The sequence below is a fragment of the Pseudanabaena sp. lw0831 genome (assembly GCF_016584665.1).
Lineage (GTDB): Bacteria > Cyanobacteriota > Cyanobacteriia > Pseudanabaenales > Pseudanabaenaceae > Pseudanabaena.
In genome coordinates this window covers 24,346-47,416 of sequence record NZ_BBJB01000113.1, presented here as the reverse complement: position 1 = coordinate 47,416, position 23,071 = coordinate 24,346, and the positions used below count along the sequence as shown (strand labels likewise).

General features: G+C 42.0%; 22 protein-coding genes. 17 read left to right on the top strand and 5 right to left on the bottom strand.

Annotated elements, in window-relative coordinates:
* Positions 1-389 precede the first annotated feature (389 nt).
* Positions 390-1,619, bottom strand: coding sequence for an S-layer homology domain-containing protein (locus APA_RS23150; RefSeq protein ID WP_201324583.1), 1,230 nt, complete (start codon positions 1,617-1,619; stop codon positions 390-392).
* A gap of 449 nt (positions 1,620-2,068) precedes the next feature.
* Between APA_RS23150 and ribBA the strand changes: the two genes are divergently transcribed.
* On the top strand, positions 2,069-3,769 hold the full coding sequence (gene ribBA, locus APA_RS23145) for a bifunctional 3,4-dihydroxy-2-butanone-4-phosphate synthase/GTP cyclohydrolase II (RefSeq protein ID WP_201324582.1): 1,701 nt from the start codon (positions 2,069-2,071) through the stop codon (positions 3,767-3,769).
* Here the strand turns inward: ribBA and APA_RS25535 are convergent.
* The 3 genes from APA_RS25535 to APA_RS23135 all read right to left on the bottom strand — a co-directional run bounded on the left by APA_RS25535 (position 3,720) and on the right by APA_RS23135 (position 5,510).
* A complete protein-coding gene (locus APA_RS25535) occupies positions 3,720-3,851 on the bottom strand; it encodes a hypothetical protein (RefSeq protein WP_268962210.1) in 132 nt (43 codons plus the stop codon). The two genes, ribBA and APA_RS25535, sit on opposite strands and share 50 nt — an antisense overlap.
* Before the next feature lie 135 nt (positions 3,852-3,986).
* Complete coding sequence (menB, locus tag APA_RS23140; RefSeq protein WP_201324581.1) at positions 3,987-4,817, bottom strand: 1,4-dihydroxy-2-naphthoyl-CoA synthase; 831 nt, start codon at positions 4,815-4,817, stop codon at positions 3,987-3,989.
* Positions 4,818-5,333: 516 nt separating this feature from the next.
* On the bottom strand, positions 5,334-5,510 hold the full coding sequence (locus APA_RS23135; protein WP_201324580.1) for a hypothetical protein: 177 nt from the start codon (positions 5,508-5,510) through the stop codon (positions 5,334-5,336).
* 132 nt (positions 5,511-5,642) lie between these two features.
* On the opposite strand from APA_RS23135, the gene APA_RS23130 reads away from it, so the two are divergent.
* The 6 genes from APA_RS23130 to APA_RS23105 all read left to right on the top strand — a co-directional run bounded on the left by APA_RS23130 (position 5,643) and on the right by APA_RS23105 (position 10,706).
* Positions 5,643-5,924, top strand: coding sequence for a hypothetical protein (locus APA_RS23130; RefSeq protein WP_201324579.1), 282 nt, complete (start codon positions 5,643-5,645; stop codon positions 5,922-5,924).
* Positions 5,925-6,037: 113 nt separating this feature from the next.
* Positions 6,038-6,718 (top strand): hypothetical protein, encoded by a 681-nt coding sequence (locus tag APA_RS23125; RefSeq protein WP_201324578.1) that lies wholly within the window; start codon positions 6,038-6,040, stop codon positions 6,716-6,718.
* Positions 6,719-6,873: 155 nt separating this feature from the next.
* Entirely contained in the window at positions 6,874-6,984 is a 111-nt protein-coding gene (locus tag APA_RS23120; RefSeq protein WP_190303551.1) for a PetM family cytochrome b6-f complex subunit 7, read from the top strand.
* 271 nt (positions 6,985-7,255) lie between these two features.
* Positions 7,256-7,567 (top strand): co-chaperone GroES, encoded by a 312-nt coding sequence (gene groES, locus APA_RS23115; RefSeq protein ID WP_009629538.1) that lies wholly within the window; start codon positions 7,256-7,258, stop codon positions 7,565-7,567.
* Between the two features lie 61 nt (positions 7,568-7,628).
* Positions 7,629-9,263 carry a chaperonin GroEL gene (groL, locus tag APA_RS23110; protein WP_201324577.1) on the top strand — a complete coding sequence of 545 codons (1,635 nt, stop codon included), beginning with the start codon at positions 7,629-7,631 and terminating at the stop codon, positions 9,261-9,263.
* Between the two features lie 183 nt (positions 9,264-9,446).
* Complete coding sequence (locus tag APA_RS23105) at positions 9,447-10,706, top strand: O-antigen ligase (protein WP_201324576.1); 1,260 nt, start codon at positions 9,447-9,449, stop codon at positions 10,704-10,706.
* A gap of 107 nt (positions 10,707-10,813) precedes the next feature.
* Here APA_RS23105 and APA_RS23100 read toward each other — a convergent pair whose 3' ends face one another.
* Positions 10,814-11,365: an Npun_F5560 family protein gene (locus tag APA_RS23100; RefSeq protein ID WP_201324575.1), complete on the bottom strand. Its 552-nt coding sequence runs from the start codon at positions 11,363-11,365 to the stop codon at positions 10,814-10,816.
* 293 nt (positions 11,366-11,658) lie between these two features.
* On the opposite strand from APA_RS23100, the gene APA_RS23095 reads away from it, so the two are divergent.
* The 10 genes from APA_RS23095 to APA_RS23050 all read left to right on the top strand — a co-directional run bounded on the left by APA_RS23095 (position 11,659) and on the right by APA_RS23050 (position 22,973).
* Positions 11,659-13,047, top strand: a complete 1,389-nt coding sequence (locus APA_RS23095; RefSeq protein WP_201324574.1) for a TldD/PmbA family protein — start codon at positions 11,659-11,661, stop codon at positions 13,045-13,047.
* Complete coding sequence (locus APA_RS23090) at positions 13,040-14,668, top strand: sensor histidine kinase (protein WP_201324573.1); 1,629 nt, start codon at positions 13,040-13,042, stop codon at positions 14,666-14,668. The genes APA_RS23095 and APA_RS23090 overlap by 8 nt, the downstream gene beginning before the upstream one ends.
* A gap of 147 nt (positions 14,669-14,815) precedes the next feature.
* Positions 14,816-17,416 carry a bifunctional aconitate hydratase 2/2-methylisocitrate dehydratase gene (acnB, locus tag APA_RS23085; protein ID WP_201324572.1) on the top strand — a complete coding sequence of 867 codons (2,601 nt, stop codon included), beginning with the start codon at positions 14,816-14,818 and terminating at the stop codon, positions 17,414-17,416.
* Between the two features lie 90 nt (positions 17,417-17,506).
* Entirely contained in the window at positions 17,507-17,815 is a 309-nt protein-coding gene (locus APA_RS23080; RefSeq protein ID WP_201324571.1) for a hypothetical protein, read from the top strand.
* Positions 17,812-18,177 (top strand): DUF6516 family protein, encoded by a 366-nt coding sequence (locus APA_RS23075; RefSeq protein WP_201324570.1) that lies wholly within the window; start codon positions 17,812-17,814, stop codon positions 18,175-18,177. Before APA_RS23080 ends, APA_RS23075 begins: the two co-directional genes overlap by 4 nt.
* Positions 18,178-18,510: 333 nt before the next feature.
* Entirely contained in the window at positions 18,511-19,437 is a 927-nt protein-coding gene (locus APA_RS23070; protein WP_201324569.1) for an FTR1 family protein, read from the top strand.
* A gap of 116 nt (positions 19,438-19,553) precedes the next feature.
* Positions 19,554-20,318 (top strand): nickel pincer cofactor biosynthesis protein LarB, encoded by a 765-nt coding sequence (gene larB, locus APA_RS23065; protein ID WP_201324568.1) that lies wholly within the window; start codon positions 19,554-19,556, stop codon positions 20,316-20,318.
* A 259-nt stretch (positions 20,319-20,577) separates the two neighbouring features.
* A complete protein-coding gene (locus tag APA_RS23060) occupies positions 20,578-21,798 on the top strand; it encodes a DUF3696 domain-containing protein (protein WP_201324567.1) in 1,221 nt (406 codons plus the stop codon).
* 25 nt (positions 21,799-21,823) lie between these two features.
* Complete coding sequence (locus APA_RS23055) at positions 21,824-22,306, top strand: hypothetical protein (protein WP_201324566.1); 483 nt, start codon at positions 21,824-21,826, stop codon at positions 22,304-22,306.
* A 148-nt stretch (positions 22,307-22,454) separates the two neighbouring features.
* Positions 22,455-22,973: a glyoxalase-like domain protein gene (locus APA_RS23050; RefSeq protein WP_201324565.1), complete on the top strand. Its 519-nt coding sequence runs from the start codon at positions 22,455-22,457 to the stop codon at positions 22,971-22,973.
* The last annotated feature ends 98 nt before the right edge of the window (positions 22,974-23,071 follow it).

The window sequence follows — 23,071 nt, the reverse complement described above, 5'->3', positions numbered from 1 at the left end:
CCGCAACTCTCTTTTAGGTTTTATATCTTAACTTGAGTGACTACAGCTATAGTAAATAGGGCTTGCTGAAAAAGTCTACAGAGCGAATTTAAAGGCAATACAGCTTTAAAAATAGTATTCTGTCGCATATTTCCAAAATTTACCCAGCGATTTTCCACGGAAGTGCAAGGGTTTTGAGCCTCTAGACGCTATAACCTTGCACTTGTTATGGCAAAAAAGCTTAAAGTCCTTATGTAGCGAGCTTTTGTACTTTTTCAGGAAGCCCTAAATACTTTCAGGAATTTGTATAAATCAACTCGAACTAACACTCACGATAAAAAAGCAACGCCATTCCTATTCGGGAATGGCGTTGCTTTTTTACATTAAGCTTCACTACAATTTTTTAGAATCTATAGCAAAAGATCGGAGTTCAAAGTTACTGCTAGGTCAGTATTGGGATTGACAGAAGCAAGGGTGACACTATTACGACCTAAAAATAGACCGATCAATGCGGCAACACCAGCACCACCAAGTACTTCCTCAGTAGCGATCGCGCGATCGCCTGTTACCGCAGAGATCGCAGCAGCAGCAGCAGCACCAAGGGCAGCATTTTGCAGAAGTCCCCCAACGTTTACGCCTTTATCAACTTTCTCGGTTGTAGTAACAACTTTAGAAGTTGCATTGATCGCTTTTCTCTGACCATTGGCAAACACAAGTTCGCTGGCAAAAAACTGTGCACCACCAGATACAGTTCGCAATTCACCCACAACTTGAGTACCAGCAGGTATCAAAATGGTGCCCTGGGAATTAGCAATATTTTGTGACACATTGAGCACAAGAGGAACTTTTTCATCAGGCCCAAGCAAAATCTTGTCTTTGGAATACTGCACAGCGATTACATTGCCTGCGGGAATTCTGACTTGGTTTTGCACTGGAGGAGTCGTAGTTGTCTGCCCCACTATGTAAGGAGAAGCGATCGCATTGGCTTGTCCTGAGCGCACCAAAGATTGATAGATAAACGCGGCAACTTCTGCTCTAGTTGCTGTTTGATTAGGGTTTAGGAACTGCACATTGGGATAATTAACCACCAATCGATTCTCAGTAGCTGCCGCTACGCTATTTCTAGCATAGTTAGGGATGCCAGAAGCATCAGCATAGGTTTGGAGAATTGTTTCAGGCGATTGACTAGCAGAATAATTTAAGCCATTAGCAAGGGAAACTAAAACCTGTACACGAGGAATATTTTGGGTAGGTTCAAAAACATTGCCTGGGTAGCCAGACATAAAACCAGTTGTGTATGAAGTTTGAATGGCAGAAGCTGCCCAATAACTTGAAGCAACATCAACAAAAGTGACACCACCTCGAATAGGCGCTTTGTTTACTGCTTTGCTAAGCATCGCTGCAAATTGCGCTCTAGTTACTGGATCGTTTGGACGAAATCCCCCATCAGGAAAGCCTTTGATAATATCTCTAGAGGCTAACTCTTGAATAAAAGTCTGCGCCCAATAACCTGTAGGCACATCATTAAACGTGGTCTGAGCAAATGCAGAGGTTGCGCTGAATAAAGGAATTGCAGAGCTACCAATAAAGCTAACAGCAACAAGTAATGCAGTGCTATAACGTCTAGTTTGATTTGTCATTTTGAGTTTTTCTCCTATACATATTTATGTATATTTGCGAATGACTGTATATCTAAACTAAATGTTCCTAAAAGTTTGTGGGATATAGCAATGTCATATTCAAAATGTTTGCGCAACTTGTGTTTGTAAAAACAATAAGTTATACAAATCAAACATTAAGGTTCGTTAAATTAAGGTTTGATTCATTAAGTTAATTAAATAAATCAAGCAAATCAAACATTTAATTTATTTGGTAAATTTTTAAAAATGCATCAAATAATAATTTGCATAAAATCTGATGAATATAGCAAACCATTTAATCTCACAAATGAATTTTGATGTCTCAACGGATGCGGGAGCTATATCAACAACATAGTGAGGGCTTTGCCTCTCTCTTTGTTTTCTGGGTTAAGCAATATAGAGATTGCTATATGATGGATATAAATAGCTTGAAGCCCTGACAGTAAGCCTTGACTAAGTTTCAATTTGACTCTATTCCCGATGCTCTTAATGACCTCAAATCTGGTCGTCTCATTGTCGTTGTCGATGATGAAAACCGTGAAAACGAAGGCGATCTGATTGGGGCAGCCCAATTTGCCACCCCTGAAATGGTTAATTTTATGGCGGTGAAAGCGCGAGGTCTGATCTGTCTAGCGATGACAGGCGATCGCCTTGATCGCCTAGATCTGCCACTGATGGTTGATCGCAATACTGATAGTCAGCAAACCGCCTTCACCGTCAGCATTGATGCGGTAGAAGGTACATCAACAGGAATTTCGGCAGAGGATCGATCTCGTACAATTCAAGCGGCGATTAACCCCAATACACGCCCTAACGATCTGCGCCGTCCTGGACACATTTTCCCTCTCAGGGCAAAGGATGGCGGCGTACTCAAGCGCGCTGGACATACTGAAGCAGCGGTGGATCTGGCGCAAATGTCAGGACTATATCCCGCAGGGGTGATTTGCGAGATCCAAAATGATGATGGCTCAATGGCGCGTCTGCCTGAACTAATTGAATATGCAAAGTTGCATAACCTGAAATTAATTAGCATTGCCGACTTGATTAGTTATCGTCTGGCGCACGATCGCTTTGTGCAGAGAGAAGCGATCGCAAATTTACCATCGTTATTTGGCGACTTTAAAGTTTATGCCTATTGCAATACCCTCGACAATACGGAGCATCTTGCGATCGTTAAAGGCGATCTCCACGACTTTCCTGAACATGAAGTTTTGGTGCGCGTACATTCTGAATGTCTGACAGGCGACGCGCTTGGCTCTCTCCGTTGTGATTGTCGGGGACAGTTGCAAAGTGCTTTAAAAATGATCGAGTTTGCCAATTGGGGCGTAGTCGTTTATTTGCGACAAGAAGGGCGTGGCATCGGGCTAATTAATAAAATCAAAGCCTATAACCTTCAAGATGGCGGATTAGATACGGTCGAAGCTAACGAAAAGCTAGGATTTGGGGCTGATCTGCGTACTTATGGAGTTGGGGCGCAAATTTTACACGATCTAGGCATTAAGAAAATGCGCTTAATTACTAATAACCCTCGCAAACTAGCGGGACTTAAAGGGTTTGATATTGAAGTTGTTGGGCGATTGCCTTTACTCATTGAAACCAATGAGCATAATTTACGCTATCTCGAAACCAAGGCGGAAAAGCTAGGGCATTTGCTCTTGAAGACTAAACTCATCACCCTTGGGATTCGCTGGACCGATCATAAACCACCTGAATGGTTCGATCAATTACGGGAAGTTACTTCAGCTAACGATCTATTACTACAAGAGGAAACCTCTATAGCTTTTGCGAGTTTATTTGCCAATGCTGATACGCAAGATCCAAACCTATTAGCAAAAGAGTTTTCCAACAAGCTCTCGATTGTCCATTTAGGATTTGATCGCTCCAATGAAATTTCTAATGATTGGTATGAACAACCAAATCATCCCTATCGTCAGGCGATCGTGTGCGTATTCAAACATTTAAAACAATGGGAACAGGTTGCGACCTTTAGATTTTGCGTGGCGATCAATGATGATGATTTGCCTGAAAATTTTGTAGAAACAATCAACTTAGGTTTAGCGTGGCACACGCCTTGGTTGGAAGATCGGATGTATGAGTGGTTTAACTTTTTCCTCCGCGACGGCGACGATCTTGCCATTCTAGATAAGTGAGATAGCCAACGCCACTAGTGGCGATCGCCATTAGTACAATGGCAGACCAGAAGAAGGTATTGAGAAGAACGGTTTCTGACATAAAACTTGATTGATTTTTGCTAATTGATCATAATTTATCAAGTGTATCGTGATCGTCTTATCTGTTGACTGCAAATGCAAAAACGAGAGGTAGCGCTTTGCGCTACCTCTCGTTTTTGCATTTGCGGAATATCATTTATGGCAATTTGGGATATTGGCGAAAATTGGGTTTGCGTTTTTCGAGAAATGCTTGCTTACCCTCTTGTGCTTCCTGAGTCATGTAGAACAACATTGTTGCATTACCCGCCAACTCTTGAATACCCGCTTGTCCATCACAATCAGCATTAAAGGCAGACTTGAGACAACGAATTGCCAAGGGACTTTTATCTAAAATTTCCTGCGCCCATTGGATGCCTTCAGCTTCCAACTGCCCCACTGGTACAACCTTATTCACTAAGCCCATATCAAGAGCTTCTTGAGCATCATATTGACGACATAGATACCAAATTTCCCTTGCTTTTTTCTGTCCAACTAATCTCGCCAAATAGGAAGCCCCAAAACCACCATCAAAGCTACCAACCATTGGGCCAGTCTGCCCAAAAACAGCATTATCGGCAGCAATAGTTAGGTCGCAGACAACGTGCAACACATGACCACCACCGATCGCATAACCAGCAACTAATGCAATTACAGGTTGAGGCATTGTCCGAATTAAACGCTGCAAATCGAGTACATTTAAGCGCGGTACGCCAGACTCAGAGATGTAACCACCATCTCCACGCACTTTCTGATCGCCCCCTGAACAAAAAGCGTATTTACCATCGGTTGTAGGTCCTGCACCAGTTAGCAAAACTACACCTATCTCTACATCTTCTCGCGCGTCAGCAAAGGCAGCGATCATTTCTGTAATCGTTTTAGGACGAAAAGCATTACGAACTTGGGGACGATTAATTGTAATTTTTGCCATTCCATCGGCTTTGTGATAGAGAATGTCTTCAAATTCGGCGGCGATTTGCCAATCGGTCATGGTTTTGGGATCAAAAAGTACAGATACTCATTTTATCATCGGCTAAAGCTGCCTCATCTTTTTTATTCCAAATGCCATCAAAACCAATTTTGGGGTTTTCAGTGCCTGCGACGCTGAAAACCCCAAAATTGGTTTCACAAGTGAATTACTGGTTCTGGGCTTGCTGTTTTTGAACTTCTCCAAACCCGTGTTTTAAAACAGCTAGATAATGGAAAGCGCGTTCTTAAACATGAGTTTTAGGGAACAAATTAATTTGTTTCATCGTCTATGATCGATTGTTAATTTTTGTCAGCAATCGCACAGTTACTTTATAAAGTAATAAGCTATAAATATTATGTACAGTACAGCTAGAATTCTGTATTCAGGAGAAAAGCAAAATGATTATTGTTTGGAATAGCTTTTTCTTAGGAGTTATTTCCGCTTTTGCCTGCTCTAGCTTAGCGTTGTGGGTAATGGTTACGCTTTCATTGGGGAAATCCCCTTTGCAGTTTAAATAATTATTGGCTATCGAAATGTCTATAAAGCTAAAGAAGAAGCATCGCAATAATTGCGATGCTTCTTCTTTTTAGGTTTGATTTTTATATTATCGAAAGTGCGACTACATTCAGCAATTCTCATTATGAAACCGATTTTGGAGTTTCCAGCGCCTTTTGCGCTGGAAACTCCAAAATCGGTTTTTTGAAAGCCCGCCATAGGTGGGCTTTCAAAAAACCGATTTTGATAACGAGAATTGCTGGACTACATTTTCGAGAATTGGTATTAGTGATGCCGATTGCTATAATTAAGTTCGCAAACATTTTCAAAAATTTTAAGTAAGGGCAAATAATGGCGACTCCTCATAGGACAAAACAGGTAAATCTTCGTTTTCCTCTGCCTTTATTGAGCCAAATCAAAACAAAAGCTGATGCCAAACAACAGGCGATCGCTGATTGGATTTTAACAGTGGTCAGCCGCGAGTTTGAGCCTGAGACAATACCAGAAAAGCTACCAGAGCCATCTCCGTTCATTTTACATCCTGAGCTTTTGACATATGTCGAGAAATGTCTAGCTCCGTTACATGCTCAAATTAGCGAGATGAGAATGCAACTGGGGGAGTCCAAAGCCTGATTGACAATGGGAAATCTAGTCAGGCAAATGTCTCTATCCCCAAGGTCGCTAATGACCATAGTCAAGACGCTAATAGTGCTAGTGGCTTTAGTTCAACACCAAACTTGAAGCCATTGTTTAATTCGTTAGCAGGATTTGCGTTAGAAGTTGGCGATCGCTTAATAATTAATGACGAGGAAGTCATTTTTAAAGGATGGGTTGATCAGTCTCAGACGGCGATCGAGGTGAAGGCGATCGCAGGCGATCAGTCATCAGTTAGACAAATTCGGGCAAGGGCGATTAAAAGTCTATCGCGATCGCAGGATGCCTTCGCAGATTCGGCAACATCGAAGGATGTTGCTAGCAAATCTCGCGATGATGAAGATAGACCAAAGCCATCACCATCTAAATTTGAGGATCAGAGTAATGATCCTATTCGTGATAGCCAAAAGTCTACAGATCATGACGATCATGCTGAAATATTTTCTGAGCCTGAAGAAATCATTGAAACGCCCAAAGAGCCTGAATACAATGCTTGGGAAGTATGGACATATCTAGAGCGACAACGTCTAAAAACGCTCAAATTGATCAACACATTTCAAGCAGAATGGGAAGCTAATCGATTTGTGCGAGAAGCTGAACGCAGTGCTCCTGCAAATCTGCGAGTTCATTACGAGATTCGCCCAGTTTGGTTAGACGAGGCTGAAGTTATGGAATCTTATCAAAATGAGCAAGATTCTCATAAATCTAAGGATAGTCAAGCTAAGCGTGAGCAAGAAGATTATGCCGATGCGATCGATGTAGAAATCTTGTGATTTTTGTTAGCGCCTGCGGCGGTAACAAAAACAAAAATCAGTTTTGATGTAAGTCCGTCGGCGGCGGACTTGCATCAAAACTGATTTTTATACCGAATCTTTATGCGGTAAAATTTCTAAAGCAATACTATATTAATTTTTAAAAAGAGAACATCATGGGAGAAATGGTTAACGCAATGGTCTTATCGATGGTACTAATTCCTGTTGGTATTGCCTTCGGCTACTTCTTGCTAAAACTGCAAGGCGAAGAACAAGAAGAAGCATAAATAAATAAAAAGCGGCGCGATGCGCCGCTTTTTATTTATTTATGCGAGCCACCAGAAGGGTTGCAGGGCAAAGCCCCACAATGGGTTTTATATTCTGATTTATGGTAATAACAAAGCAGGTGACATGTAGTGTCACCTGCTTTGTTATTACAGTTCGGTAAACCACACTATAGCCATTGCAACCATTTCGGTTAAATTAGCACTCAGTCACCTAGAGTGCTAAACAACTCTAGACAAAGCCAAAAAATGCTAGTCAAATGAGTGAATACAAATGGCAACAACGACATTAAACGTAACTACCGTAAAGCCTTTAGCCGATCGCGTATTTATTAAAGTAAGCGCTAAAGAAGAAAAAACCGCTGGTGGAATTTTCTTACCTGAAACGGCAAAGGAAAAGCCTCAAGTCGGCGAAATTGCTGCAGTAGGACCTGGCAAACTCGACGACAAAGGCGAGCGCCAAGCCCTCGAAGTCAAAGTTGGAGACAAAGTTCTGTACTCCAAATATGCTGGCACTGACATCAAACTTGGCACAGACGAATATGTGCTGCTAGCAGAAAAAGATATTTTAGCGATCGTTTCATAGTCTCTTTGTAGAGTGCAAAGCACTCTACAAACTATTCACCAATCACCAACTTAAAAATATTATGGCTAAGAGAATAATTTATAACGAAGATGCTCGTCGCGCCCTTGAGCGTGGTATGGACATCTTGGCTGAAGCAGTCGCCGTCACCCTTGGACCTAAGGGACGTAACGTAGTTCTTGAGAAGAAATTTGGTTCTCCTCAAATCGTTAATGATGGGGTCACCATCGCTAAAGAAATCGAACTAGAAGATAATGTTGAAAATACCGGCGTAGCTTTGATTCGTCAAGCTGCTTCTAAAACTAATGACGCTGCTGGTGATGGAACCACTACCGCAACGGTTTTGGCTCACGCAATGGTCAAAGAAGGTTTGCGTAATGTTGCGGCTGGTGCTAACTCGATCGCCCTCAAGCGCGGCATCGACAAAGCAACTGCCTTCTTGGTTGGCAAGATCAAGGATCATGCTAAACCCATTGAAGATTCTAAAGCGATCGCTCAAGTTGGAACCATCTCTGCTGGTAATGACGAAGAAGTTGGCGCAATGATCGCCCAAGCAATGGATAAAGTCGGTAAAGAAGGTGTGATTTCCCTCGAAGAAGGCAAATCCATGTTCACCGAATTGGAAATTACTGAAGGTATGCGCTTTGAAAAGGGCTATATCTCTCCTTACTTCGTGACTGATACAGAACGCATGGAAGCTTCTTTTGAAGAACCAGTTCTGTTGATCACAGATAAGAAGATTGCCCTAGTTCAAGAACTCGTTCCAGTTCTAGAGCAAGTTGCTCGTTCTGGTCGTCCCTTGATCATCATCGCCGAAGATATCGAAAAGGAAGCTTTGGCAACCCTCGTTGTAAACCGTCTACGTGGCGTTCTCAACGTTGCAGCGATCAAATCTCCAGGTTTTGGCGATCGCCGTAAAGCGATGCTCGAAGATTTGGCAACTCTCACAGGTGCACAAGTGATCACCGAAGATGCTGGTCTGCGTCTTGATGCAGTTAAGCTCGATCAACTCGGCAAAGCACGCCGCGTGATCATCACCAAAGACAGCACCACCATCGTTGCTGACGGTAACGAAGCCGCAGTGAAGACTCGCGTTGAACAAATCCGTCGTCAAATTGAAGAAACCGAATCTTCCTACGACAAAGAGAAGCTGCAAGAGCGCTTGGCTAAGCTCTCTGGTGGCGTAGCTGTCATCAAGGTTGGTGCTGCAACTGAAACCGAAATGAAGGATCGCAAACTTCGTCTCGAAGATGCCATCAACGCAACTAAAGCTGCTGTTGAAGAGGGTATTGTTCCTGGTGGTGGTACAACCTATGTTCACCTCGCGCCTGAACTGCACGCATGGGCAACTGCAAACCTCAAAGGTGAAGAACTAACTGGCGCGATCATCGTAGCCAAGTCTCTTTCTGCTCCTGTTAAGCGTATTGCTGCTAATGCTGGCTTCAACGGTGCTGTAATCGCTGAGAATGTTCGTGAAAAAGACTTCAACATTGGCTTCAATGCAATGACTGGCGAATTTGAAGATATGTTTGTCGCTGGTATTGTTGATCCTGCTAAGGTTACTCGTTCTGCGTTGCAAAATGCAGCTTCGATCGCTGGCATGATTCTAACTACCGAATGTATCGTTGTTGATAAGCCTGAAGGTGCTAGTGCTGGCGGCGGCGGCGCAATGGGTGCTGGCGGCGACTTCGATTATTAATCATTAATAAAGGTTTGCAGAGCAAATCTTTATTAAAAAAAGAAAGGGAGTGCACTGCACTCCCTTTCTTTTTTTACCAAAATATGTACCGTCCGCATAGCGGGCGGTACATATTTTGGTTTTTGGGTTTTAATTGTGCCTAGCTATTAAAATTGTGATTACGCAAATGTGTAAGGTGAATGGATGCTCTGGAAATCGGCAGACAATGATGAGTTGCGCTTAGAGTGGAATTGGTTGCAAAGCGTTGCTATTTTTATGGTGATTAGCAATATTTTCATGCCAATTTTTATGGCAATACTGGCTTTGAGAGTTCTGATTTGCTATGGATGGAGAGCGATCGCAGCACCAGTTAATCAAGCTTATTTCGGGTTGTCGCTATGGATGATTTTCACTACCATCATCGCTTTCAACCCAGCAACTGCCGCAGGAGGACTAGCTAATTTCTTGCCATATTTTCTCTTGGCTGCTACTACTAGCTACATCATCCGTACCCCTACTCAATTTATTCATTTTCTCTGGCTACTAGTGCTGAGTTCCATAATGGTAAGTGGATTTGGTCTATTACAAGCCGTTCTTGATCGCCCCGATTTAATCTTTCCGAAAGTGATTTTTGATAGCTATCCGATCCCCATGGGATTTAGTCCCGATCGCCGCATTCAGTCATTTTTCGGGCATTTCAATGAAACGGCTGCTTACTTCTTAATGATATTACCGATCTCTTTTCATTTTGCTCTTGGCAAAGTCAAAAGTATTTCTAAATCCCAACAGATAATCGCTGCTATAGCTCTAGCATTAGGAACTTGTGTACTGATTCTGACTAGTTCGCGCAATGCTTGGGGACTGGCTATATTCGGCGCTGTCGCCCTAGCCCTCTACTACCGTCAATGGAAACTTGTCGCAGGATTTGGACTTGTTTTGACAATCATTGCGTGGGGAGTGTTCGGGCAAAAATTTGGTTTGGGTGGCGAAGCGGTGCGATCGCTATTACCAGAAGGATTCGTCAATCGCTTAGTTAGTAGCATCGATCCGCAATTAGGTGACTATGCATCCACGGCTGGTCGCCTAAATGTTTGGCAATTTGCGCTCTCTCTAATATCTCAACATCCGCTCCAAGGTTGGGGTTTACGTAATTTTCCACTGGTCGCCCAGTCTATCGGCTATGACTTGCGAGGGCTACCCCATGAGCATAATTTGTTTTTAGCGATCGCTGTTGCTTCGGGAATTCCTGCGCTGTTAGGATTTGTCGGCATCATCGGTTGGACAATCTGGACATCTCTCAAATCTGCGATCGCTAAAGATACAGACGGAATGATAGTCGTAGTCGTGATCAGCGTGATGCTTTTTTTGATGTCAGGGTGGTTAGACTTAGTACTCTATGAGCCACGACTGAGTATGTTGTTATGGTTTTTGCTCGGTGGCATGTATGGCTTAAGACCCAAATAAAGAAAAGCGGCGCTTTGCGCCGCTTTTCTTTATTTTTAGTAGGGTGGGCAATGCCCACCTAAAACCAAAACAAATAAAGGCGGCGCGATGCGCCGCCTTTATTTGTTTTAGCCTAGTGCAGGGATAACTCTGGGTAGCTCAAGGCGCTGTTGAGCCGCAGGACGACGAGTACGACCTGAGAGACGGAAACTAAGGCTTTGCAGCTCAATATGCAATTGGCGGTTTTCTTTTTGCAGTGCTTCGATCTTTTGTTTGATCGGAACAATCCGTTCGGCAAACTTTGCCCGATAAATATTTGGCAACTCCTGTACGACTTGCTCTAGCATCCGATTGCGATCGCTCATTTCTTGGATGGTGTGACGCAATTCTAAGGCTTCGCGATCGCGATCTTGGATTAGGGCTTGAGACAAAATTAATTGATTTTCGACCATAGCAAGCTTTTCTGCCAAACAGCGCATCTCTTCTGAATGATGCTCATGTACCTCAGCATTTGGCAAAAAGGCTGTATTTCCCTTTACCAAACGAAAAAGCTCTTCAGAAAGCTGCTGTACTAACAGATCCTTTTGTTCTAGATCAACCTTAAGTAAATTAATTTCCTTCTGAAGGTTGGCTGTCATGTCTTCTGAGGTATTCGCGAGGGCATTTACTGTGGCATTCATAGGTGCAATTCATTTAGGGAATTTAGGCTAAGATATATATCACAGAAGTACTCAATTGGCAATTTATATTTGTAGTAGCCAGAAATTTTTATGATAAAAATTGGTTTCATATCAAAAGCCAAAAGATGAGAGGCGGCGCGAAGCGCCGCCTCTCATCTTTTGGCTTTTGATATGTGTTAATCCAAGCGGTTATAGCTATATTATGAGATTTGCTATTTTTATATGCAAATAATGATTTTTGTGTAATAATTTTCAGTAAAATGCATAAAAAGCTTTTCTTGTGAGCTTGATATATGAACATATGGCAATTTAAAGATCAAATTTCGAGCTTAGTGAGCAAGTATAAATCTCATGTCGATTTTTTTGCGATTCGGTTAGAGCGAGATCAAGGGGCGGATATTTTTTTACGTAGTGGTAAAGTTGAAACTTTGAGTACGGGTATTTCGATTGGTGGACAGGTCAGAGCTTGTCATCGGGGCGGATGGGGATTTGCGAGTTTTAATGATCTACATAGTTTGGAAGCCAAACTCGAAGAAGCGATCGCATCGGCAAAATGGGTTGGCAATGCAGAAACTGTGCTTGCCAAAGTTGAGCCTGTCCAAGCGAAGGTATCGCTGATTAAAGAAAATCTGCATCAAATTGAACTCATTGACAAAAAGAATTTGTGCGCCCATTACACAGATATTTTGCGATCGGTTTCCGATCGCGTGGTTAGCACCGCAGTCCGCTATGGAGACTGCACGCAGCAAGTTGTATTTGCGACATCTGAAGGCACAATGATTGAGCAAGAATGGGCTGACTGGGAATTGCGATGTTCCGCGATCTCAAGGGATGGGGAAACGATCCAAACTGGTCGCGAAACTTTCGGATCAAGAATGGCTTATAAGGATTTGCTCAATTTGGATCGACAAGTACTTGGCGCGGCTCAACGTGCTGTTAGTGCGCTAGACTTACCCACGGTGCAAGGTAATACTTACACAGTAGTCATCGATCCGATTTTGGCAGGATTGTTTGTGCATGAAGCATTTGGGCATCTCTCGGAAGCGGATATGCTCTATGAAAATCCCGATATGTTAGAAACGATGAGCATTGGTAGAAGATTTGGCTCGACTGATCTACAAATTTTTGACGGAGCTGCTACTGCTGACCATCGAGGTAGTTATCTCTATGATGATGAAGGTGTACCTGCGACGACAACTCAGTTAATCGAAGATGGTGTATTAGTTGGGAGATTACATTCGCGGGAGACAGCAGGTAAATTGGGTGAAAAAGTAACTGGTAATGCGCGATGTTTGGATTATCATTACCCACCAATCGTAAGGATGACAAATACTTGGATTGGTCGCGGTCAAACACCTGTTGCCGATTTGTTTAACGATATTCCTATTGGTGTTTATGCCAAAAACTGGCAAGGCGGTATGACTAATGGTGAGATGTTTACCTTTACCGCAGGTGAAGCTTGGATGATTCGCAATGGTCAAATTGCTGAGCCTGTTAAGGATGTGACGCTCTCAGGAAATGCTTTTGAGACTTTGCAGGATATTGAGGCGATCGGCAATGACTTTGAGTGGGACGATTCAGGTGGTTGCGGCAAAGGAGGACAAAGTGGACTAGCGGTTGGTTGTGGTTCGCCAAGCTTAAGAATTAAGAATGCGATCGTAGGAGGTGATGCTCATGGCTAAAGTAAGGACAGAACTCAAAGAAGTTAACCTGCAATTAGTACAAACGATCGCGGATCAACAACTATCTGAAGATCGCTTGAATTTGCAGCTCAATCGCTTAAGGCTGATGTACGACTTTGTATCAGCGTTAAATGCTGCACAATCAGTTAATGAAATTTATCAAATTGCGATAAATGGAATCTGTACTGCTCTAAGAACTTCGCGTTCGGCCGTGATTACAACTAAAGCTAATCATTGTTTAAAATATCAAGAATCTGTAGGAATTAGTCAAGGTTACAGGCAATCTATTGAAGCATTCTTTGAAGATTCATCTCATCAAATTGAACTCAAATTCAGGACTTTTCCTTACTGTGCGATATTGCCTAGCGATCGCAGTTTACAAAGTATATGCCTAGCTGAAAGCATTGGAGCCTTGGCAGTATTTCCGCTACAGTACGAACGCCGACACTTAGGGGATATTGTTGCGTATTTTGATGCGCCAAGGCAATTTACGGAAGAAGAAGTCCAATTAACACAGACAATTGTTACTTATATTGCGATCTCGTTAACCCGTAAACAGACTGAACAAGCTCTCAAAAGCAGTCAACAATTTATTCAACGGATTGCCGATACTACTCCCAGCATTCTCTATATTTACGATATCGAAGAACATCGTAATATTTACTGCAATCAAGCTATTACACATCTTCTGGGATATACACCATCAGAAATTCAAGCAATGGGTGACTTACTACTGCATAAGGTCATTCATCCTGATGATCTAGAAAAAGTAAAAGATCATTACGAGCTTATTCGCAACAAAGAACCTGAAGAGAATCCTGAAGATTTATTTGTCTTTGAATATCGCATGAGAGATATTCATGGCAAATGGAAATGGTTTTATAGTCAAGAAACTGTTTTTTTCTGTAATGCTGATGGCACTGTTAAGCAGACAATTGGCGCAGCATCTGACATCACAAAGTTAAAAGAAGTTGAATCAAGGCTGCAATCATCACTTGCGGACAAGGAAGTTCTATTAAGAGAAGTACATCATCGGGTTAAAAATAATCTTAGTGTGGTTGATAGCTTGCTGTCGATGCAAGCTCGTTATATAAGTGATGCAGAAGCGTTGAGAGCGATTTCCGATAGTCAACGACGGATTCATACAATGTCGCTAATTCATGAGCAATTATATCAATCTCATGATGTGGATAAGGTTGATTTTTGTGAATACCTACAGCGTCTAGTCGGTAATCTCTATAGTTCCACAAGTTTTAATACTAGCCAAGTTGAATTAAAATTAGATATTAAGCCAACTCAATTGAATGTTGATACGGCCATTTCTATGGGATTAATCGTGAATGAACTATTAACAAATGCTTTTAAGTATGCATTCCCAAATAATAATGTGGGCTTAATTGAAGTAATTTTATATAAGTCGCTGGATGACGAAAACTTACATTTAATCATTCGTGATAATGGGATAGGGATTCCTGAAAATATTGACTTTAAAGCAACTGCTTCACTTGGTTTAAGACTGGTACGTATTATGACTCAACAATTGCGAGCTAGTTTAGATTTATCTTGTTTAGCTGGCACAAGTTTTCATTTTACTTTGAACCCCAATCTCTGCAAAACCTAAAACATATCAACGCAAACATAATTTCCGCACCAAAGTTTAATAGGATCGATAATATAGCTATCCTCGGCAGATTGTGAGAGTGTGCCCCAGAGGGTCATACTCTCACAATCTGCTATATCTCAATTACAGAATTAGAAATAACAACGTATGTTATCAGCCTACCGTAACCATGTTGCCGAACGCGCCCAGCAAGGGATTCCCCCTTTGCCCTTGAATGCCCAGCAAGCTTCGGCACTTTGCGATTTATTGCAAAAGCCTCCAGCAGGTGAAGAAGAATTTTTACTATCGTTACTACGCGATCGCATTCCCCCAGGAGTCGATCAGGCTGCCTATGTCAAAGCAGGATGGCTAACTGCGATCGCTAAGGGTGAATTGACATCACCATTGGTTACACCGTCAAGAGCAGTGGAATTGCTTGGCACGATGGTCGGTGGCTATAACGTGCATACTCTAATCGATTTGCTAGAAAATGATGATTTAGGCGATCTTGCTGCAACTGCTCTCAAGAAAACGCTCCTAGTATTTGATGCCTTCAATCAAGTTTTGGAATTATCTAAAACTAACGCTAGAGCCAGAGGCGTAATCGAGTCATGGGCAGCAGCCGAATGGTTTACCAGTCGCCCCGTATTGCCTGAGACTGTTACTGTTACTGTTTTTAAAGTAACAGGTGAAATCAATACCGATGACTTTTCACCTGCCTCTCAAGCTTTCTCACGTCCTGACATTCCCCTCCATGCGCTCTGCATGTTGGAATCAATGATGCCCACTGGTCTAAAAACCATTGCTGAACTTAAGAAAAAAGGTCATCCTGTCGCCTTTGTTGGTGATGTTGTAGGAACTGGGTCTTCGCGAAAATCGGCGATTAACTCGGTACTGTGGCATATAGGCAATGATATTCCGTTCATTCCTAATAAGCGATCAGGCGGGGTAATTCTCGGTAGCACGATCGCCCCAATTTTCTTTAACACGGCTGAAGATGCAGGCGCATTACCGATTCAGTGCGATGTCTCTAAATTGGAAATGGGTGATGTGATTACGATCCACACTCGCGAAGGTAAGATTACAAACGCAGCTGGTGAAACTATTTCCACCTTTAGCCTCACCCCTGATACGATCGCTGATGAAGTTCGTGCAGGTGGTCGCATTCCTCTCTTGATCGGTCGCAGTCTCACTGCCAAAACTCGCCATGCGATTGGTTTACCTGCTAGCGATATCTTCATCCTTCCATCTGTCCCAACCGACACAGGCAAAGGCTACACTCTCGCTCAAAAGATGGTCGGCAAAGCTTGCGGCGTGACTGGTGTGCGTCCCTATACTTCTTGCGAACCCTTGATGACGACCGTTGGTTCCCAAGATACAACTGGCCCCATGACTCGCGATGAGTTGCAAGAACTTGCCTGTTTAGGATTTAGCGCTGACTTAGTGCTTCAGAGCTTCTGTCATACCGCCGCCTATCCCAAACCTACGGACATCAAAACCCATAAGGAACTTCCCGATTTCTTTTCTACTCGCGCAGGCGTGGCGCTCCGTCCCAATGATGGCATTATCCACTCTTGGCTAAACAGAATGCTATTACCCGATACTGTCGGTACTGGCGGTGATTCCCATACTCGTTTTCCTCTTGGCATTTCATTTCCCGCAGGTTCAGGACTAGTCGCCTTCGCTGCCGCATTGGGAATTATGCCCTTGGACATGCCTGAATCCGTATTAGTACGCTTCACAGGTGAGTTGCAAGCTGGTGTCACCCTGCGGGATGTCGTGAATGCGATTCCCTATATTGCCATTCAAAAAGGATTGCTGACAGTTGAGAAGAAGAATAAAAAGAATGTCTTCGCAGGTCGAATCATGGAAATTGAAGGTTTACCCGATCTAAAAGTGGAACAAGCCTTTGAACTCACCGATGCCACCGCTGAGCGTTCCTGCTCAGGCAGTACGATTAAGCTTAGCACTGAGACAGTTGCCGAATACTTGCGATCGAATGTCGCTTTGATGAAAAACATGATCGCTCGCGGTTACAGCGATGCCAAAACACTGCTCCGCCGCATTGCCAAAATGGAAGAATGGCTCGCGAATCCTGTTCTCATGGAAGCCGATCCCGATGCCGAATATGCAGAAATCATCGAGATCGATCTCAATGAAATTAAAGAGCCAATCGTTGCTGCACCGAACGATCCTGACAATGTGAAGTTGCTCTCAGAAGTTGCAGGCGATCGCGTAGATGAAGTATTTATCGGCTCCTGCATGACTAATATCGGACATTACCGCGCCGCCGCCAAGGTTCTCGAAAAAGAACCTCCAGTCAAAACCCGTCTCTGGATAGCGCCACCCACGCGCATGGATGAGTTCCAACTCAAAGAAGAAGGGATCTACAGTACTTTCGGTGTCGCTGGAGCCAGAACGGAAGTTCCAGGATGTTCGCTCTGCATGGGTAATCAAGCCCGTGTTGCCGATGGCGCGACGGTATTCTCGACTTCCACTCGTAACTTCAATAATCGCATGGGCAAAGATGCTCAAGTCTATCTCGGTTCGGCGGAACTAGCATCCGTCTGTGCCTTGCTAGGTAAGATTCCTACGGTGGATGAATATCAAGCGATCGTCACGAGAAAGATCGATCCTTTTGCCAGTGAGCTTTATCGCTATCTCAACTTCGATCAGATCTCCAATTTTGAAGATCAAGGTCGGGTGATTGCATTAGAGGATATGCCGCGTATTGAGGACATTTTGGGTATGCCTATAGCAGCGAAGTAGTTAGTTGATTTGCTTATAATGTTAAGGTGAGTCTATAAACGACTCACCTTAACATTATTTATGATTTTTCTAATTTAAGGATAAGGTACAATGATTGACTTTCATCTATCTGTTCAGCCGCAAACAGAAAAAAGACTTAGAAAAATTTTAAGTCAGGTGCAAGATACGGAGATATTTGCAAGAACTATTATTTCCTATCAAATTTCAGAATTACAAAAAGGTGTCTTAAACTTGCGATTGGATCTAAAGGAATTTGAACAAAAACATCAAATGACTTCTGAAGACTTTCAAGAGAGATTCTCTCAAGGTATTTTAGGGGATGATGCAGATTTTATGGTTTGGTCAGGTTTGTACGAAATGCTTTGTCACAATCAGATGCAGCTTAGCGAATTGAGATGATTGAGACTTATTTTATCGAAATTGAGCAAACGATTCGGGATTTCCCAAATGTCCGTTTTGTCTCACTGACTAAGAAAATCTACAATGTTACCCAAGGTTATATTGGCGGCTCGATTATCTTTGAAAATAATCATCGTTTGGATTTTGTTGAGGTTAAAAATACTGAAATTCAACGGAAGTTAAAATATCGATATCATTACATGAATGAAAATCAAGTCATGATTTTTCGCTATGATAATGCCCCCCATCATGTTGAAATTTTTACATTTCCTCATCACAAGCATGAAGGGGATGATGTTAGGGAATCTCCTGAAATCATTTTGTATCAGGTACTTTTAGAAATTGCTCAAAAACAGAGATAATGAGTAAAAAATAGCGATCGCCTCTTGCTTATTGATAGGTTTATGAGCTTAGTGGTGCAGAAAAGTCTGGGAACCAGCATTATGTCCTAATCTTAACTTAAGATAGATTTTTAAAAGCCTTGATATAAAGCCTTGTAAATAGGCTATTCCAAGATGCTAATTTACCAAAACTAAGTCTCAAATAAGACCTCAAAAAGTTTTCTGCACCACTAGAGCTAAATATGATAAATTACTGAAATAGATAGCGATCGCTATTTGTGGGGAATTGAATTTGTATACGTTATCTTTGACAAATGATTAGAGAGAGTTACTAGTAAACTAAAGGAAACTTATATGGATTTCAGTGCAGCCTTACCGATTTTTGCGATTACTTTACGCGAAGGTGTTGAAGCCGCCCTTGTGGTGGGCATCGTGATGGCATATCTCAAAAAAGCTGATCGCAGTTCGCTTAACCCTTGGGTATTTGGCGGCATTGGTACAGGTATCTTGGCTAGCTTTGTGATGGGGATATTACTGAATTGGTTTCTCAAACAGGTCGAAAGTACTGACCCAGACCAAGCAGCTTTTTATGGGCAATTATGGCAAGGGCTTTTGGGAATTACTGCGATCGCCATGTTGAGTTGGATGTTGGTATGGATGACTGAAAATGCTAAAGCGCTGAAGGGTGAAATCGAAGGGCGAATTGGCAAGGCGATCTCGAATGAAAAGAATGCAGGCTTTGCCGTATTCACGCTGATTTTAATCGCAGTTTTGCGCGAAGGTTTTGAGGTGGTGATTTTTATCTCGGCAAAGCTGCAAGGCGGACTTGTGCCAATTTTGGGTGCGATCGCAGGTTTAGTTGGTGCTGTAGGGATCGGGATTGCGCTGTTTCAGTTCGGGATTCGCATCAATCTTAAAGTATTTTTTCAAGCGATGGGTATATTTCTATTACTAATCGTTGGAGGTTTAGTAATTAGTGCGATCGGGCATCTTGACAAAGCCGTAGCAGCCTACGCTGAACTCTCGCAAGCTTCGCTTTGTTTCCCAACGGATGCAACAACTGGATTAACTTCTTGTCTTCTAGGTGGTTTAGTTTGGGATGTGCATGAGATTCTTCCTGACCAAGAATTCCCTGGGATCTTGCTCAAAGCTTTGTTTGGCTTTCGCGATCGCCTATTTCTAGGACAAGCGATCGCTTACTTCACGTTCCTGACCTCTGCGGGTTTGCTATATTTCCAAAGCCTTTCGGATAAGCCTATTAAAAGTATGACGAATAGTTGAGGCTGCCGTAAATCGGTAAAATAATTAATTGAAAACCCAAATTTGTAAGGTTGCGCCCCTGCGGAGCGCAACCTTACAAATTTGGGTAATTCCCTAAATCAGCACGTTTAATCTCTATGCACGACAACTTAAAGCAAATTCTGGAAACAGTAGCGAAAGGAGAACTTAGCCCAGAGAAAGCTTTAGAAGAATTGAAATATCTACACTATGAAACAGTTGGAGATTTTGCCAAAATCGATCACCATCGCACTTTACGAACAGGATTTCCTGAAGTGATTTTTGGTTTGGGTAAAACTCCTGAGCAGATTGTCCAGATTATGCGGGTGATGGAGTCCAAAAATCCATTAGTAATGGCAACCAAAATATCAACCGTAGTTTATGAACTGATTCAGCCATCTTTGCGCGGTTTGCGATATTACCCGATCGCCCAAATTTGCTGTCTCGGTGAATCAACTATGAAAAAGCAAGGCACGATGACAATCCTTACCGCAGGAACTGCCGATCTACCGATCGCAGAGGAAGCTGCTGTGACAGGTGAGCTATGTGGATTTACGGTGAAGCGGCTTTGGGATGTGGGTGTGGCAGGAATCCATCGCTTGCTCAGTCATCGTGATGCGATCGCGGATGCTGATGTGATTATTGTGGTCGCTGGCATGGAGGGAGCGCTGGCAAGTGTGGTTGCGGGTTTGGCGGATTGCCCGATTGTGGCTGTGCCGACGAGTATTGGTTATGGTGCTAGTTTTAATGGGCTTGCGCCTTTGCTGACGATGCTTAATTCCTGTGCAACTGGTGTGGGTGTGGTAAATATCGATAACGGCTTCGGAGCGGCGATGTTGGCAGGAAAAATTTTACGCTTAGCAAGCGATCAGCAAGATTTTTAAAAATGTAGTAAAACAAAGCTAGGACTTTTATAATTTTTATTATGTATTGGCACTGGTCAGCTAAAACGTGATCAACGTATTTGCGTCTTTTTTGTCGGCATGAAATGTGAATTTCAGCACCCATCCCTCATTAACTGACCAGTGCCATGTATTTAGATTCGGGAACTCGTTAGAGATTTATCGGGATCGGCAAATTATAGAATCGCAGATATAAACTAAACATATATATTTCAAAAAATCCTTTCAGGAAACCTCACTTATGTGGATTCATCAAATAGCTCTAAAAAATTTTAAATGCTTTAAAGAAGTAGATATTTCCTTCTCAAAAATAACTTTGCTTACAGGTGAAAATAGTAGCGGTAAAAGTTCTCTGATATATGGAATATTAGCGCCGATTCAAAGCGTAAATTTCCATATAGTTTCCTTCCCTTTGTATTTGTCATTCAATGGAAATTATGTAAATATGGGTGGATTTGGGGAGGTTTCCTTTAATCATGATTTAAAAAACCAAATTGGAATTGAAATGACACTATCTGCTGATTACTTTAATCCGGAATTAGTGAGAACAAAATGGTATTTTGATCCCAACAGTAAATCTCCAAAGTTAAGCAGTTTAAATATATCAAAAACAACTCCTCCTTTTAGTGAAATTGAAATCAAGCAAAAAGAAGACTTGTCTTACATTGCAAACTATTCTAATCATAATTATGGAAAGGATGTCAGAAATCTGATTATTCAGGATTTCGATGATGATATTGGTGGTTGGATTGCTCATATACATGGAGGTCTATATGATAGCTGGATTTTAAACCCCGGTTTTAACTTCATAAGTTCTTTTAGATCTCATCCTGATCGTACTTACTACCAATCATTAGCAACTGATAAAGTTGATAAGTTTGGAGGTGGCTATATAGACCAGATTTTAGAATGGAATGATAACGTGGCAGATGAGTTATATGAATTAGTTTCTATTCTTAGAGCCTTGAAAATATTACATGACATTAAGCTTCAAAGATTATCTGGGGGTAGGTTTGAATTAAAAGTTAAGGTTAAAGGCAAAAGTAAATGGGCATCTTTAGCTGATGTTGGTTTCGGAATTAGTCAGTTCTTACCTATTATTGTCGCTGATTTGCAGTTGTCTGATGATTCCACTCTAATAATGTCTCAACCAGAAATACATTTACATCCTTCTGTACAAGCCAACTTAGGTAATTATTTAGTTAAGCAAGTTAAAGAGAGAAATAAAAATTATATTGTTGAAACTCATAGTGAATATTTGCTCAATAGGATGAGGTTGCTAATTGTCACAGGAGAAATTAAACCAGAAGATGTAGCTGTTTATTATTTTGAAAACTCGATTAAAGATGGCAGCATTGCTCATAGGATTGAATTTACTAAAGATGGACAAATCTTAAATGCTCCCAAAGGATTCTTTGAGACATATATGATTGACACAATGGATATTGCTCTCAATGCTTGATAGGTTTAACTTTTAAAAATTTCTAATGACTAGAAAAGATATATTTATCGACACCAATATAGCTAAAAACTTCTCTAATCCTGTCGATCCTGAATACAAGAAACTGATTAAATGGCTAATAGAATTTAATTCTGATTCCAAAAAACATGATGATAACGCTCATTTAGTTGTTTCCCAAAAATTGATAGCCGAATATTACAGAACGATGGGTCATGCAGCATCAGGTAATAATATTGCTGTGATTATTAATCTCTTAACCCAGCAAGGTAGGTTAAATCGAATTAGCAATGAGCAGATAAAAGAATTTAAGCAAGAGCATTTTACAAAAAAAGTAGAAAGAAAGTTAGTTTCTAATAAAGAAGATCGCGAGCATATTCCCGTAGTTTTATTGTCCGATCGCAAATATGCCCTGACTTTAGACGAAAAATTTACTGCGGACTTAGTGAAATTTCCTAGCTTTACGGTAACGGTTGGGAAAAAGCCATCAGATATTCCCTACGATAAATAGATTTACACGGTACAGGGATGGGCGGCGCTTCGCGCCGCCCATCCCTCTCTTATAAGGTAAATTGTCAGATCGTGTAGTTTGTGACTTAAACCTATGACAGTTGCGTTAAACTAAAAAGCTTAGTCTCTTAATATGTAGTTGCTTTACGATGGAGTCAATTTTTTCTACTCAAGGCATCATGGTTATGCTCCTCGGTGCATACGCAGTTGCCATGTGGATGTTTCTCACCAGCGCACCGAAAGTACATACGATCATGGTTTCCAACCTCGATCAAGCGCGATATTTTTATGAAGGCGAAATGAAACTGCCGATCGCTGATATACCGCTACATTATTACTATGGCTATGAATACGGCATGGGCGCACCTGCCGATCCAATTTATATTCCTGCTGAAGCTAGACGCTCTCAGTCCAAATATTCAGCAGACATGGATGGCGCATGGTATCAGCTCAAGAAAAACGTCCAATTGCACATTGTCCCTGGAGCCAATGTCACCGACGCAAACAGAGGACGACATATTTGCTTTAATCGTGACTGTGTGGAGCAACTCTTGTTGCAGATTCAAGTCAAAGGTATTAAGCACAAGGTTCGTAGTGAAAAGCCGCTCAACTTTTTGGTCAAAGACCCAGATGGTCAAGTAATTGAAATCGCTGAAGTTCTTAGCTAAATCAAAAGAAGGCTTGCATTGCAAGCCTTCTTTTTTGATCTTGTGACCTAGATAACGTTTAGAATGTTCGCTAGTGTCCAAAATAAGTATCTGAATAG